This is a genomic window from Streptomyces sp. NPDC026394 (assembly GCF_055567735.1).
The window spans coordinates 374,472-388,992 of sequence record NZ_JBVHPX010000003.1 but is presented as its reverse complement, the minus strand read 5'-3'; the positions used below and the strand labels follow the sequence as shown (position 1 = coordinate 388,992).

14 protein-coding genes are annotated in these 14,521 nt (G+C 74.1%); 7 read left to right on the top strand and 7 right to left on the bottom strand.

The window, feature by feature from the left end; genetic code table 11:
- The first annotated feature begins 619 nt into the window (after positions 1 to 619).
- A complete protein-coding gene (gene afsK, locus ACZ4QV_RS10075) occupies positions 620 to 3,271 on the top strand; it encodes a protein serine/threonine kinase AfsK (RefSeq protein ID WP_467762760.1) in 2,652 nt (883 codons plus the stop codon).
- A 31-nt stretch (positions 3,272 to 3,302) separates the two neighbouring features.
- On the opposite strand, the gene ACZ4QV_RS10070 is transcribed toward afsK, so the two are convergent.
- Complete coding sequence (locus ACZ4QV_RS10070; RefSeq protein WP_467762759.1) at positions 3,303 to 4,211, bottom strand: hypothetical protein; 909 nt, start codon at positions 4,209 to 4,211, stop codon at positions 3,303 to 3,305.
- A gap of 229 nt (positions 4,212 to 4,440) precedes the next feature.
- Between ACZ4QV_RS10070 and ACZ4QV_RS10065 the strand changes: the two genes are divergently transcribed.
- Positions 4,441 to 5,034, top strand: coding sequence for a hypothetical protein (locus ACZ4QV_RS10065; protein WP_361587392.1), 594 nt, complete (start codon positions 4,441 to 4,443; stop codon positions 5,032 to 5,034).
- Positions 5,034 to 5,573 (top strand): hypothetical protein, encoded by a 540-nt coding sequence (locus tag ACZ4QV_RS10060; RefSeq protein WP_361149407.1) that lies wholly within the window; start codon positions 5,034 to 5,036, stop codon positions 5,571 to 5,573. The genes ACZ4QV_RS10065 and ACZ4QV_RS10060 overlap by 1 nt, the downstream gene beginning before the upstream one ends.
- A 65-nt stretch (positions 5,574 to 5,638) precedes the next feature.
- Here the strand turns inward: ACZ4QV_RS10060 and ACZ4QV_RS10055 are convergent, their stop codons facing one another.
- The 3 genes from ACZ4QV_RS10055 to ACZ4QV_RS10045 are packed head-to-tail and all read right to left on the bottom strand — an operon-like array spanning position 5,639 to position 8,106.
- On the bottom strand, positions 5,639 to 6,427 hold the full coding sequence (locus ACZ4QV_RS10055; protein ID WP_361149410.1) for an enoyl-CoA hydratase/isomerase family protein: 789 nt from the start codon (positions 6,425 to 6,427) through the stop codon (positions 5,639 to 5,641).
- Positions 6,424 to 6,948: a Zn-ribbon domain-containing OB-fold protein gene (locus tag ACZ4QV_RS10050; RefSeq protein ID WP_361149413.1), complete on the bottom strand. Its 525-nt coding sequence runs from the start codon at positions 6,946 to 6,948 to the stop codon at positions 6,424 to 6,426. Before ACZ4QV_RS10050 ends, ACZ4QV_RS10055 begins: the two co-directional genes overlap by 4 nt.
- 6 nt (positions 6,949 to 6,954) lie before the next feature.
- Entirely contained in the window at positions 6,955 to 8,106 is a 1,152-nt protein-coding gene (locus ACZ4QV_RS10045) for a lipid-transfer protein (RefSeq protein ID WP_361149416.1), read from the bottom strand.
- 108 nt (positions 8,107 to 8,214) lie between these two features.
- On the opposite strand from ACZ4QV_RS10045, the gene ACZ4QV_RS10040 reads away from it, so the two are divergent.
- From ACZ4QV_RS10040 to ACZ4QV_RS10030, 3 genes are all read left to right on the top strand, one after another.
- The gene (locus ACZ4QV_RS10040) at positions 8,215 to 9,873 is read left to right on the top strand and encodes a FadD3 family acyl-CoA ligase (RefSeq protein WP_467762758.1); all 1,659 of its coding nucleotides are present in this window, start codon (positions 8,215 to 8,217) and stop codon (positions 9,871 to 9,873) included.
- Between the two features lie 131 nt (positions 9,874 to 10,004).
- On the top strand, positions 10,005 to 10,658 hold the full coding sequence (locus tag ACZ4QV_RS10035; RefSeq protein ID WP_361617671.1) for a hypothetical protein: 654 nt from the start codon (positions 10,005 to 10,007) through the stop codon (positions 10,656 to 10,658).
- A 154-nt stretch (positions 10,659 to 10,812) separates the two neighbouring features.
- Positions 10,813 to 11,031, top strand: coding sequence for a hypothetical protein (locus ACZ4QV_RS10030; RefSeq protein WP_361149424.1), 219 nt, complete (start codon positions 10,813 to 10,815; stop codon positions 11,029 to 11,031).
- Positions 11,032 to 11,051: 20 nt separating this feature from the next.
- On the opposite strand, the gene ACZ4QV_RS10025 is transcribed toward ACZ4QV_RS10030, so the two are convergent.
- The gene (locus ACZ4QV_RS10025; protein ID WP_361149427.1) at positions 11,052 to 12,689 is read right to left on the bottom strand and encodes a class I adenylate-forming enzyme family protein; all 1,638 of its coding nucleotides are present in this window, start codon (positions 12,687 to 12,689) and stop codon (positions 11,052 to 11,054) included.
- 148 nt (positions 12,690 to 12,837) lie between these two features.
- Here ACZ4QV_RS10025 and ACZ4QV_RS10020 point away from each other — a divergent pair, with 148 nt between their 5' ends.
- On the top strand, positions 12,838 to 13,269 hold the full coding sequence (locus ACZ4QV_RS10020; protein ID WP_361617668.1) for a pyridoxamine 5'-phosphate oxidase family protein: 432 nt from the start codon (positions 12,838 to 12,840) through the stop codon (positions 13,267 to 13,269).
- A gap of 93 nt (positions 13,270 to 13,362) precedes the next feature.
- On the opposite strand, the gene ACZ4QV_RS10015 is transcribed toward ACZ4QV_RS10020, so the two are convergent.
- Complete coding sequence (locus tag ACZ4QV_RS10015; protein ID WP_361149432.1) at positions 13,363 to 13,584, bottom strand: hypothetical protein; 222 nt, start codon at positions 13,582 to 13,584, stop codon at positions 13,363 to 13,365.
- Between the two features lie 339 nt (positions 13,585 to 13,923).
- Entirely contained in the window at positions 13,924 to 14,361 is a 438-nt protein-coding gene (locus ACZ4QV_RS10010) for a laminin G (RefSeq protein ID WP_361149434.1), read from the bottom strand.
- Between the last annotated feature and the right edge of the window lie 160 nt (positions 14,362 to 14,521).

Here is a 14,521-nt window from a genome sequence, read left to right as displayed (position 1 = left end):
GCTGTCGGGCCGCGGACGGCGCGGCCCGGCAGCGGGCCTGTGCGAGGGGCCTGTGGGGGCGGCGCGACGACCTTGAGTACGGCACAGTGGGTACGGCCGCGCGCGGGGAGAGAACGGGGACGGGACGACATGACCAGTACGGACAGCAGACCGGACGGACGGCTTCCGGTGCTCGCGGGGTGGGGTACAGGACTGGACATATCGGAGCCCGGCGGACGTAACCGATCTACCCGACGTACCCGGTCGTTCCCGGGCGCAGGTCCGGTCCGGCGGCAGTTTCGGGCGGTGTGACGGCGCGGCGACGGCACGCCCCGGCGCGATCCGGTCGTACGGTGTTCGACAGCTCGTCGGCGGCCCGCGGCGGCGCCCGGGCCCGTCCGTACGGACATCCGTCCGCACGGATCCGTCACGGCATGTGACGGTACCGGTGCGCACCGCAGAAGCCCGCCGGGACACGACGGGAGCGGCCCCGGGTTCGCAACCGTGGGCCCGGCCAGGAAGAATCAGCACGCGTACGGCCGAACAGGCCAGGCGGTGAGACGCTGCACGGGGCAGTGGCTCTCGGCGGCCACCGGCTTTTGAGAGTCTCTTTAACGCCCCACGGGGAGGTGGCAGGCAAGTGGTGGAGCAGCTGACACAGCTGACGCAGCACGATCCCCGGCGGATCGGCCCGTTCGAGGTGCTCGGCCGTCTCGGGGCCGGCGGCATGGGGCTGGTCTACCTCGCGCGCTCGGCGTCCGGGCGGCGGGTGGCGATCAAGACGGTGCGTACGGAACTCGCCGAGGACCAGCTGTTCCGGGTCCGCTTCACCCGCGAGGTGGAGGCGGCCCGCGCGGTCAGCGGCTTCTACACCGCCGCGGTGGTGGACGCCGACCCCCGGGCCGCGGTGCCGTGGCTGGCCACCGCCTACGTGCCCGCGCCCTCCCTGGAGGAAATAGTCAATGAGTGCGGGCCGCTCCCGGCCCAGGCGGTGCGCTGGCTCGCGGCCGGCATCGCCGAGGCGCTGCAGTCCATCCACGGCGCGGGCCTGGTCCACCGGGACCTGAAGCCGTCCAACGTGCTGGTCGTCGAGGACGGCCCGCGCGTCATCGACTTCGGTATCGCCAGCGGCGTCTCCAACACCCGCCTGACCATGACGAACGTGGCCGTCGGCACGCCCGCGTACATGTCGCCCGAGCAGGCCCGCGACTCCCGCAGCGTCACCGGCGCCAGCGACGTCTTCTCGCTCGGTTCCACCCTGGTCTTCGCCGCCACCGGACACGCCCCCTTCCACGGCGCCAACCCGGTCGAGACGGTCTTCATGCTGCTGCGCGAGGGCCCGGACCTGGCCGGGCTGCCGGACGAACTGCGGCCGCTGATCGAGTCCTGCATGCAGATGGAGGCGCCGGGCCGCCCCACCCCCGCCGACCTCCAGTCCCAGCTCGCACCGCACCTGTTCGGCTCCGGCAGCGACGACAGCGGCACCGCCTCCGCCTGGCTGCCGGACGGCGCCGTCGCCCTCATCGAGGGGCGGCGCGGCGGACGCCAGACCGCGTCGGCGGCCGCCGGGCGCGGCGGCACCGGGCAGCCCCGCGCCGCGCGGCAGCCCGTACCGCACTCGCCGCCGCCCGCCCAGCCGCCGCCACCGCGCCCGCGCGACGCCCCGGCGGCCGCGGCCGCGCAGGCCGGCGGCGCGATGGGGGCGCCCGGGGCGGAGCCCGGCTGGGCCGGAGCCGCCGGAGTGGGCCCCGGCGCACGCCGGGCCGCCGACCCGCGCGGCGCCGCGCAGCCGCCGCAGTCCGCGCCCGCCGGTCCGGTGGCCGCGGCACCGCCGGTCGCCGCCCCGCCGTTCTCGTCCGCCCCGCCCGCCGCGTCGCGGCTGCCGGACGCCGACGTGCCGAACGGCTCCGTACGCCTCGCGGGCACCTCCGCACCGATAGGCCCCGGCCCCCGCGCCGGGGACGGCGGGCAGCCGCAGCCACGCGCCCAGGCACCCGCCACGGACTGGGTCCGGCCGCCCGCGGGCGCGCCGGGCGGCCCCGGCCACGGCCCCCACGAAGGCGACCCGGCCGCACCCCTGCCGCAGCAGGGCGCCGCGGCGGGGCACGGCTCCGGCGCGCCCGTCACCGGTGCGGGCGGCGGCTCCGGAGGCGCCGCGCCCGCCCGCTGGCGTCCCTGGCGTTTCCGCATGTCCAACGACGTATGGGGCACGCCCACGGTCGCCGGCGACCTGCTGTACGTCACCTCCTTCGAGGTGCACGCCCTCGATGTGGCCAGCGGCCGCCGCCAGTTCAAGACCCGTGACGTGGCCTGGAGCATGTCCGTCGCGGACGGCCGTATCCACGCCTCCGACGGGCCGAGCCTGTACGCGCTCGACGCCGCCGACGGCACCGAGCAGTGGCGCCTGGGCAGCGACGGCTGGATCTACGCGCTCACGGCCGACCGGGGCACCGTCGTCACCGGCACCCGCGGCGGCGGCGTCCAGGCGTGGGAAGCCGCCACCGGCGAACGGCTGTGGGAGACCGGCGGCGTCCAGACCGACTTCGAGACCGCCGACCTGGGGCCGGTCCTGCACGAGGGCACGGTCCTCGTGTGGACCGACGGGCGGCTGAAGGCCCTGGAAGCCCGTACCGGTGCCGAGCGCTGGTCGTACCCGGTCGGCGACACGGCCTCCTGCGGCGGCGTCCCGGTGCGGCTGCTGCCCGCGCCGGACGGCGCCGTGTACGTCACCGCCGGGACGCGGGTGCTGGCGATCGACCTCGCGCGCGGCGAGGTGCGCTGGCACTTCGAGGCGCCCGCCGCGTTCCTCAGCCGCCCCGCGTTCGCGCCGGGGCCCGCGGTCACCGGCGGCGGTCTGTACCTGGCCGACTACCTCGGCACGGTCTACGCCCTGGACGCGGCCGACGGCCGGGACCGCTGGCGCATCGCGACCGAGGCCCGGCAGTCCACCGAACCGGTCCTGGTCGCGGACGGTGCCGTGCACCTCGGCAGCGGCCAGGCGCTCTACACGCTCGACGCCGTCACGGGCACGCCCCGCTGGCGGTTCCAGGCGGGCGGCGAGGTGATCGGCGCGCCCGTGGTGGCGGACGGCCGGGTGCACTTCGGCTCGGCCGACCACTGCCTGTACACCCTCGACGCGACGGGTGGACAACTGCGCTGGAAGCTGGCCACCGGCGGCGAGATCACCGGCACGCCGGTGGCCGCCGGGGGTGTCGTCTACGCGTGCAGCAAGGACCGGTGCGTGTACGCGCTGGACGCGGCGAAGGGGACGGGGCTGGCGCGGCGGTCGTGACGGGCGGCGGCCGGGCCTCGCGCGGGCGCGGCTACCGGTCCTTGTCGCGGGGCGGCTGCCCGGGCCGTTCCTGCTCCGGCTGTACCGGCCGCTCCGGGGGCTCCGGCTGTACCGGCCGCTCCGGGGGCTCCGTCTGTACCGGATGCTCCGGCCGTTCCGGCTGTACCGGCCGTTCCGGTGGCGGTGTCGTCCTGATGGGCCGCGTCTCGTCGTCGGGCCGGGGCGGCGGCTGTCCCGGATCGTCCGAGGCCGGGGGCATCCGGACCGCCCGGGTGGGCTGGTCGTCCGGGTCCGGCGGGCCCGACGCGGGCGGCGGGTGCCCGGCGCCCGGCCACCGTACGGGCGGCTGCTGATGGGGTGCCGGAGGCGGTGTCGCGCCGTACGCGGGGGTGCCCTGCGGCGGGGTGTCGCCGCCCCGGATCGGGCCGGGCTCCCACTCGGGCCCGGGGGCCCCGTAGGGCGTCGGCTCGCCGTACCGGTTGTCCCGCTCCGCGGAACCGGCCTCCCGGCGCCGGGAGCGCACGCCCCGGCGCCCGCTCATCACCAGGGCTCCCAGCCACAGCAGCGCGCCCCCTCCGAGGGCGTACGCCACCCCCAGCCCCACCCCTTGGCCGGCGTTCTCGCCCACGGTGAGGCTGCCCGCCTGCTGCCCCTGGCGGACCATCCACAGGATGGTGAAGCCGAGCACGACGAGTCCCGCCACCGCGACGAGCAGGCGGGAGCGGAACACGATGCCCAGCAGGGTCACCAGCGCGGCGAAGGCCATCGGCAGGAACACCGAGCCGAACAGGTCCGCCTTGTCCCCGGTGATGCCCCGGAACAGGTCCTCGATACGGATCTCGCGTCCGTGACGGCCGTCGTACCAGGCACGGAAGGGGCTCCAGACGGCGGCCGCCGCTCCGGCGAGGGCCAGTACGGATCCGAGTACGTTGCGCACCACAGGCGTCGCCTCTCAGGTCGCTGATTCGTCCCGTTTCCCTCTGTAATCGACGCTACGCCCGACTGCACGCGCGCGCCAGACCTGCGCGTTTTACCTGGTCAGGAAGAGATTTTGGGTAACGCAAAGAGGTTGCTAGTCTGCCGTGCACTCGTCAAGAAAAGATAAGGACGAGCGAGGCCGCACGGGCAGGACGCGGCTCTTTCAACGGGGTCAACGGGGGCACAACAACATGAAATTCCGTCATGTCCGCGCGGTCGCGGCGGCCGCGGTGGTCCTGGTCGCGCTGACCGGCGCCCGTCACTCGCACGGAGGTGGCTGCGGCAGCAGCCACAGCAGCAGCGACGGCGGTTCCAGCAGCACGGGCGGCAGCAGCACCAGCGGCAGCAGCAGCGGCGGCTACGAGGCCAGCACCGGCGGCTACGACGGCGGTACCAGCGGCGGCAGCTCGACGAGCGGCAGCACGACCAGTGGCGGCAGCACCAGCGGCAGTACCTCCGGCTACACCAGCGGCGGCTCCGGCAGCAGCCGCAGCGCCATGGGCGACATCAAGATCAACGGCTGCCGGTACAACGGCGCCGGGAGCGTGAAGACCACGGTCAGCGCCACCAACAGCTCGTCCACCACCAAGTACACGTACCTGCTGACGGTGAAGTTCACCGCGCCCGGCGGCAAGGACCTCGGCACCCGCCACCCGAGCATCCCCTACGTGATGCCGGGGCGCACCGACTCCACCGACGTGATCCAGTACGTGCCGTCCGACGCCGCCACCGCCGGTACGTACCGCTGCTCGGTGACCGACGTCCAGCGCACCCCGCTGTCCTGATGGCCACCTGGGAACGGCGGCCCGTGCGGGCCGCCATCGCGGCCGTGACGGTGACCGCCGGCGCGCTCGGGCTGGTCGGCTGCGGCGCCCTGCTGCCCGGCGGCCACGCCGGCCGGGTGACACCGCCGCCGCCACCTCCCGGCTACCGCTACTCGCCGTCGCCCGGCTACGACTCGCCCTCGTACGAGCCGACGTACTCCTACTCGCCGTCGCCGACGCCGGAGGAGACGTACGACCCGGACGGCCGCTCGGACGCGCGCGGCAACAACTGCCGCTACGACCAGTCGACCCACCGCCTCGAATACTCGGTCTCGGTGACCAATCCGTCGCTGACCAAGACCTTCAAGTACGAGATGGCCGTCAACTGGATGAAGGCGCGGCCGGCCGACGGCACGGCGTTCGGGCTGCACCAGCGCAGCATCATCGTCCGGCCGGGGCAGACCGAGACGTACACGGCCTCGTACAGCTACACCAACACCTCGACGCGGCAACTGTGGTTCCAGTGCGAGATCCGCAGGGCGCGCAAGTCGGAGCTGTGACGGGGCCGTCGGCGGACCGGTGACGCTTGCGGGCGTACGGCCTCCGGGGCCGGTGCGCCCCGGCGTCAGCGGACCCGGAAGTCCCGGGAGCGGGCCGCGAACAGCCCCGCCTGCTCCTCCGGCGGCAGACTGCCCAGCGCGATGAGCTGCGGGGCGTGGGCCACGGCCTGCGCCCGCGCGGCCTCCCGCGACGCCCACAGGGCCCGTACGGTGCCCTGCACCGCGCCGGTCGGCTGCGCGGCGAGCACGGCGGCGGCACGCCGGGCCGCCGCCACCGCGCCGCCCGGTGGCGTCAGCTCCGACACCAGGCCCGTCGCATGGGCGCGGCGGGCACCGAGCCGCTCCGCCGTGCCCATCAGGGACAGCCGAGCGATCTCGCCGTACGGCATCCGCTGCGCCATGAAGACCGACTCGTACGCGCTGACCATCCCGTACGTCGTGTGCGGGTCGAAGAACGTGGCCTCCTCGGAGGCCACCAGGAACTCGCACTCGCCCAGCAGGTAGAACGCCCCGCCGCAGGCCATCCCCTCGACGGCCGCGACGACCGGCTTCCACAGGTCGTTCGCCTTCGGGCCGATGCCGAGCAGCGGGTCGTCGGCCGAGAACGGGGCGGACGGCTGCGGGACGTCCGCCGAGCGGTCGATGCCGGTGCAGAACGCCGCACGCCCGGCGCCGGTCAGGACGACGGCCCGTACGGCGTCGTCGAAGCGGAACCGGCGCCAGACGGCCGCGAGCGCGCCGGCCGTCGCCAGATCGATGGCGTTGTGGCGTCCGGGCCGGTCGAGCGTGACCAGGGCGACGCCGTCGGGCGCCGTCTCCACCCGGACGGGCGGCTGTCCGCCCGGCGTCGTCACGGCCGCTCCAGCAGCCAGCGCGGCACGGTGACGCCCGGCGCCTGCTCGTGGAACGCCACCCTCACCGCGGCGCCGATACGGACCCGGCCCGGGTCGACGGAGTTCAGCGGGGCGTCCGGGGCCGCGACCAGGTTGCCGGCCAGGCGGATGCGCGGGGCGTCGGCCAGCTCCACCACGACGACGGTGTACGGGGCCTGCGCGGTGTAGGCGGGCAGCAGCGGCGGGTGCGGCACGACGTACGACCAGACGCGGCCCCGGCCCGACATCCGCCGCCAGCGGTGGTCGAAGGACTGGCAGTGCGGGCAGCACGGGCGGGGCGGGAAGCGCAGCTCGCCGCAGGCGGCGCAGGACTGGACGCGGAGTTCGCGGCGGGCGGCGTACTCCCAGAAGGGGGCGCCGTCGTCGTCGGGGACGGGGAGGAGGAGAGCGTCGGCGGGGGCGGGGGTCGCGTTCGGGGCTTTGCCCTGGTCGGGGGCCGGTTCGGGGCCGTTGTCAGTGGTCGGCCTCATGCTGGTGGACATGAGCACTCAACTCCTCAGCAGCAGGGCCGATGTGGGGACGCCCTCACCGGCCGTGACCAGGCAGGTGGCGGCGTCCGGGACCTGGGCGGTACTGGTGCCGCGCAGTTGCCGGACGCCTTCGGTGATGAGGTTGAAACCGTGTACGTACGCCTCGCTCAGCCCGCCGCCCGCGGTGTTCAGGGGCAGCCGGCCGCCGATCTCCAGGGCGCCGCCCTCGGTGAAGGCCGCGCCCTCGCCGCGCCCGCAGAAGCCGTACCCCTCCAGGGAGAGCGGGATCAGCGGGGTGAACGCGTCGTAGATCTGCGCCACATCGACGTCCTCGGGGCCGAAGTCGGCCTGCTTCCAAAGCTGCCGGGCCGCGGTCCAGGCCGGTCCGGTGAGCGGGTCGTCGGTCCAGTAGTTGACCATGCCGTGGTGCTGGGCGGGCAGGCCCTGCGCGACGGAGTGCACATACACCGGGCGGTGGCGCAGGTCGCGGGCGCGTTCGGCGGCGACGACCACACACGCCAGCGCGCCGTCGGTCTCCAGGCAGTTGTCGAAGAGGCAGAGCGGCTCGCTGATCCAGCGGGAGGTCATGTACATCTCGCGGGTCAGCGGCCGGTCGTACATGATCGCGGCCGGGTTCTGGTTGGCGCGGTTGCGGCAGGCGAGCGCGACGTTGAAGAAGTGGTCACGGGTCGCGCCGTATTCGTGCATGTAGCGCCGGGCGAGGACACCGATCTCGTCGGCGGGCCGCAGCAGACCGAAAGGTCGGGTCCATTGGGCCGGAGTGGGCAGTTGGACAGCGGTGTTCCGCCACGGGCGGGGCCCCGATCCGCGCTTGCGCGAGCGCCAGGCGACGCCCACGCCCGCCTGGCCGGTGGCGATGGCCGCAGCCAGGTGCGCGACGGTCGCACACGAACCGCCGCCGCCGTAACCGGCCTTGGTGAAGAAGGTGACGTCACCGGCGCCGATCGCCTTGGCGACCTCGACCTCGTCGGTCTCCTCCATGGTGTACGAGGCGAACGCGTCCACCTCGGCCGGGGCGATCCCCGCGTCGTCCAGCGCCGCGACGATGGCCCGGCACGCCAGCGTGCGTTCGGACTCCGGAAGCCGCTTGGCGAACGCCGTCTGGCCCGTCCCGGCTATCACCGCCGCGTCCTTGAGGGTCGCCCCCATCGCCACCTCCGTGGTCGGCCGTCCGTGCTGACAGCCGAGGAGGCTACCGCTAACCTGACGGGTAGTCAGCTACTCGGTACGGGCAGCTCTGTCGCGGGAGGTAGTGCGATGCGCGGTGACCTGGACGAGCCCGGCACCACCGACCCCCGCGCCGACCTGGAGCACGGCACGATCCCCCGGCTGGTGCGGGCCGCCGCCGAGCGGTACGGCCCGGCCGAGGCGGTCGCCGAAGGCCGCCACCGCCTGAGCTACGCACAGTTGGGGGAGCGGGTCGAACGGGCCGCGGCGGCCTGCCTCGCCGCCGGTGTCCGCCCCGGCGACCGGGTGGCCGTGTGGGCCCCCAACACCACCGGATGGATCACCGCGGCGCTCGGCGCGGTGACGGCGGGCGCCGTCCTGGTGCCGGTCAACACCCGCTTCAAGGGCGCCGAGACGGCCCACGTCCTGCGCCGCACCCGCGCCCGCCTGCTGTTCGTCACCGGCACGTTCCTCGGCACGTCCTACGTGGCCTCGCTGCGGCGCGCGGCCCGGGAGGGCTCCGGTCGCGGCCCGCTCCCCGGCCTGCCGGACCTGGAGCGGGCCGTCGTCCTCTCGGGAGACGCCCCGGACTCCTTCCAGACCTGGCAGGACTTCCTGGCGGCGGGCGAGGCGGTACCGGCCGACGCGGTGCGCGCACGGGCCGACGCCGTCCGCCCCCAGGACCCTTCCGACATCATCTTCACCTCCGGCACCACCGGCCTCCCCAAGGGCGCCGTCATCACCCACCAGCAGACCCTGCGCGCGTACGGCGTCTGGAGCGAACTCGCCGGACTCGTGCCCGGCGACCGCTACCTGATCGTCAACCCGTTCTTCCACACCTTCGGCTACAAGGCCGGCATCATCGCCTGCCTGCTGCGCGGCGCGACGATGATCCCGCAGCCGGTCTTCGGCGTCCCCACCGCGCTGGCCCACATCGCCGCCGAACGCGTCACGGTGCTGCCCGGCCCGCCCTCCCTCCACCAGCAGCTCCTCGACCACCCCGACCGGGCCCGGTACGACCTCGGCTCGCTGCGCCTGGTCGTCACCGGCGCCGCCGTCGTACCGCTGGAGCTGGTCGAACGGCTCCGCGCCGAGCTGGGCGTCGGCACCGTACTGACCGCCTACGGCCTCTCCGAAAGCTCCGGCATCGCCACGATGTGCCGCCGCGACGACCCGCCCGCCACCGTCGCCGGAACGTCCGGGCGCGCCGTACCCGGCACGGAGATACGGATCGCCGGCGCCGACGGCCGGGGGGTGGCGGAGCCGGGGACGGCGGGCGAGGTCCAGGTCCGCGGCTATCACGTGATGACCGGCTACTACGAGGACCCGCCGGCCACCGCCGACGCGCTGACCCCGGACGGGTGGCTGCGCACCGGCGACGTCGGAGTCCTGGACGCCGACGGCAACCTGCGCGTCACCGACCGCCTCAAGGACATGTTCATCGTCGGCGGCTTCAACGCCTACCCCGCCGAGATCGAGCGCCTGCTCGCCCGCCACCCGGACGTCGCCGAGGTCGCCGTCGTCGGCATCCCCGACCCCCGGCTCGGCGAGGTCGGCAAGGCGTACACGGTCCGCCGCCCGCACTCCACGCTCACCGCGGCGGAACTGATCGCCTGGGCGCGCCGGGAGATGGCCAACTACAAGGTGCCCCGGGAGGTCACGTTCGTGACGGCCCTGCCGCGCAACGCGAGCGGGAAGGTCGTCAAGGGCGAGTTGCGCGGCGCTCTCGCCCTTCCGACGCACCCGTAGCGGCAGGCCCCGGGCAGGGGGGCGTAGGACGCCACCCGTCGATTACCGGGGTGTTAGCAGGCTGTTAGCCGCCCCCGGCACCGTTGAGTACGTACCGACGACTCCGCCGCACCTGTTCCTGGGGGAACCGCATGACCAGCCTCACCACCGCCGCCTTCCGCCGCGGCCGCCGGCTCGCCGCCACGGCGATCGTCGCCGTCGCGGCGTTCTCGCTCACCGCGTGCAACAGCTCCTCCGGCGGCCCGGGCCCGGCCGAGAGCGCGGCGGTCGACGCTCCCGAGGGCGGCTCGTCCGGCGGCTCGGGATCGTCCGGCGGCTCGGGCTCCGCGGGCGGCGACGCGGGTCCCGTGGACACCGGCACCTCGGGAGCACAGGCTGCGGGTGGCTCCACCGGCGGCGGCACGTCGGGCGGCACGGGCTCCAGCGGGTCCGGCACGGGCAAGGCAGCAGGTACCGGTACCGGTGCCGGTACGGGCGCCGGTCGCAAGGGCGTCGACGCCACCCTGGTCGGCACCCTCAAGTACCTCGCCCCGGGCAAGCTCACCGTGACCCCGCGGTCCGGTACGGAGCAGGCGTTCTTCGTCGCCGCCGACACCGAGGTCCTCGGAGCCGCGACCATCTGCGGCGGCCCCGACGGCCAGGTCACCATCACGGACGACAGCTACGGCACCACCGCCTGCACCACGGACCAGCTCGACGAGGCCGCCAAGAAGAACACGGTCAAGGTCCGCGCCACGATCCACAAGGGCATCGCCACCAAGGTGGAGGAGCGCTACCACCCGTAAACCACTTGCCCACCCCCGGCGCAGCCCCCGGCCCCCCGACCGGGGGCTGCGCGCATCCGTCGCGGCCTCGGTACGGTGCAGTGCAGTGCGGCGCGGTCGGCCGCTGTCCCGATCCGGTGGTTGTGAAGCGGCGCTCGCGTGGAAGGCGTGCAGTATGAGCACTCCGTATCCCGACGGGCCCGAGCCCGGCGGCCCCGTGACCGACCCGCCCGACCCGCCCGGCCCCCAGCCGGGACCCGAACCTCAGCCGGGACGCGACCCGAGTCCGCCCCCGCCCGGGCCGAGCGACCCCATGGGCCCGGACCCGATCCCGCGGCCGTCCGACCCGGACGCGGCCCCGGAGCCCGCGCCGCAGCCCGGCCCCCTCACCTGACCCTCACCTGCCCCCGGCCCTCAGCGCTCCCCGAACCGCTCCCGCAGCGCCCCCTTGAGCACCTTGTCCAAGGGGCCGCCCCGCGGCAGTGCGTCCAGGATCTCCAACTGCTCCGGCAGCTTCTGCGGCATCAGCCCCGCCCGGCGCAGATGTGCGGTGAGCGCGCCGAGCGTCAAGGCCCCCGGGCTCGGAACCGCATCAGGCTCCGAGCCCGGCCCCGGCCCCGGCCGGGCGCCTGCCTCCGCCCCCGCCCCCGCGAGAGTCACCACCGCACACACCCGTTCACCGCGCTCCCGGTCCGGCAGACCGATCACCGCCACCTCGCCCACCGCCGGATGCGCGCGGATCAGCTCCTCGACCTCTTGGGCGGAGATGTTCTCGCCCTTCCTGATGATGATGTCCTTGAGCCGCCCGGTGATCACCAGGTGCCCGTCCGCACGCAGCAGGCCCAGGTCGCCGGTGCGGAACCAGCCCTCCGCGTCGAACGCCCCGGCCGTCAGCGCCGGGTCGGTGTAGCCGCGGCAGACCATCGGCCCGCGTACCGTGATCTCGCCCGGCTCGCCGGGCCGCGCCTCGCCGCCGTCCGGCCGGGCGATCCGGACGCGGGCTCCGGTCACCGGCTTGCCCACGGTGTGTGCCAGTTGTTCGTCGCTGTCGTACGGCGTCCCCATCGCGATCATGGGGCACTCCGTCATCCCGTACCCGTGCACCACCGCGCACTCCAGCTCCCGGCCCGCCGCGTGGTACAGCTCCGGCGGGAGCGGCGCCCCGCCGCCGGACAGCAGCCGCAGCGTGGGGACGAGCTTGACCGCCGGTCCGGGTCCGGCATGCGCCCGGCGACGGCGGGCCTCATCGAGGAACGCCTGGTAGAAGGCCGTGCTGCCACCGGCCATGGTGACTCCGTGCCGCCGGTACGCCGCGACCGCGGCCGCCGGTTCGAACGTGTCCAGGACGACGGCCGGGAAGCCGCTGAGCAGCATCGCGACCACGTAGTCGGGCCCGGCGACGTGTGCGTACGGGAAGGCGATCGAGCCGGTGTCCGCATCGGTCATGCCCAGCGCGGTGGCCAGTCCGATGCCGCCCGCGAGGAGCGAGCCGTCGGTGTGCTCGACGCCCTTGGGGTCGGCGGTCGTGCCGGAGGTGTAGTAGATCCACGTCGGCGTGCCGCCCGGCCGTACGAAGTCCGGCAGCGCGTCCCCGGAGCCGGGCGCGGCCTCCGGCAGCCCGTCGGCGACGGAGAGCACCCGCACACCGGCGGGCGCGACCTGCCGCGCCGTGCCCGCATAGTCGTGACCGCGCCACTCGCCCGGCACGATCGCGTACTCGGCGCCCGATTGCCGCAATGCGAAGCCGACTTCCCGCGCCCGGTGCAGATGCAGCACGGGTATCTGCACGGCTCCGAGCCGGGCCAGCGCGAGGGACACCGCGACGGTCAGGGGCCAGGTGGGCAGTTGCCACAGGACGCGCGTGCCGGCGCCGATCCCCAGCCCGTGGAACCCGGCCGCCAGCCGCAGGGCCCGGTTCCGTACCTCCTCGAAGGTGACGGTCTGCCCGGAGCCGCCGGTGGTCTCGTCGAAGAACATCGGCTGCCGCGGGGACAGCTCCACCCGGTACCCCATCAGTTCCCAGAGCGAACGCACACGATCGGGTTCGAACACGTCGCCTCCTAGGGGAGCGGGGCCGCGACGGTAGCAGACGTACGCAGACATGAGGAGACGTCAACTGGCGGAACATGCGGAACATCCGCACGGGGGACGGCGTTGGGAGCTGGTGACCTGGTCCGCACGAGCACGTGAGGAGACGGCCATGCCGTTGAGTACGGAAGAGCGCGAGGCTTTCCTGGCCGAGCCGCACATCGGAGCCCTGTCGGTGGCGTCGGGCACGGCGGACCGCGCCCCGCTGACCGTGCCCATCTGGTACGGCTACGAGCCGGGCGGCGATCTGTGGATCACCACCGAGCGGGATTCGCGCAAGAGCCGGCTGATCGCGGCGGCGGGCCGGTTCTCCCTGATGGCGGACCGGGTCGAGCCGACGGTCCGCTATGTGTCGGTCGAGGGGGAGGTCGTCTCGACCGAGCCGTCGACGGACGAGGAGCTGCGCGCGATCGCCGAGCGCTACCTCGCTCCGGAGGCCGCGGCGGCGTACCTCAAGAACGTCCTGCCCACGTTCGGCCCGTCGGTGACCATCCGGCTGCGGCCGCGGCGGTGGCTGTCGGCGGACATGGGGTCGGCCGTTTGACCCGAGCAAGCCTTGGATCGGACGCCGTAGGGGCCGGCCTCACCTGGTCCGGCCCCCGTCGGTCGTGGTCCGGGCCCGTGACGGGCCCGGGGGTTACGGGCGGTGGGTGTCCAGCGGGACAAATCCGCCCGCGTCCGGCCGGTGGGTGTCGGGCGCGACGGAACGCTCGACAGGGGTCGGGCGGTGGGTGTCGGGCGCGACGGAACGGTCGGCGGGTATCGGCCGGTGGGTGTCGGCGAACGCGGGAACCGCCGCCGTGCCCGCTACGGCAGTGGCGAAAGCAAGAGTGACAAGGGTGCGCTTGATACAACTCATGACAGCTCCTCCGTGGGGGAATCCCATATGAGTGACGCTAGCTTCTGGTGAGGCATGTGTTCGATCCCCCCGGCCGGAAACGGCCGTAGAGCGGGGGCGAAAGCGTATGACTGCGGGTATGCCGCGGGGACCGGCTTCGATGGCTCCCCCCTGAGTGCCATCGAAACCGGCCCCCGCGATCCCCCGGATCCCCCCGGATCCCCCGATCCCCGGATTCAGCAGTCCCCCCGGATCCCCCGATCCCCCGGACTGCCGAAACCGCAGTGGGTCTGGTGTGGAGTTACTCGCCGTACGGGCGGGCCGATGGTTCCCCCGTGACCCGCCCGTACGGGCGTCGCACTACTTCGGCTCGGCCACGGGCACGTTGCCCTCGTCCATCACGACCACATTGCCGTCCCGGCCCGGTGCGGGCTGGGTGGCGTCCTCCGTGACCAGCGCACCGTCGATGATCGGCCGGTGGCTGTCCTCCGGCTTGATGGGCCGGTGGCTGTCCATGGGCGTGATCGGCCGGTGGCTGTCCATGGGCGTGATCGGGCGGTGGCTGTCCTCCGGCTGGATCGGCCGGTGGCTGTCGACGGTCTCCGGCTGGATCGGCCGGTGACTGTCCTGCGGCACGATGGGCCGGTGACTGTCCTGCGGCTGGATCGGCCGATGGCTGTCGACGGGTTGCGGCGGAATGGGCCGGTGGCTGTCCTGCGGCTGAATGGGCCGGTGACTGTCCAGCGGTTTGACGATGTTCCTGTCGTCGTCCTTTCGAGCCTGATTCTGAGAGCTCACGGTGATCAACTCCGTTGTGTGGGCGCAGTTGGCCCACCCGGCCGGCAACTCCCCCGTGGGTCGCCGGACGGGTGGACCATGGCCTTACACCTTGCGGTGGGGCCTGGTCACCGAGCCGCTTGCCCCCCGAGGCGGCGGATCGGTAATTAGAGACTGACCC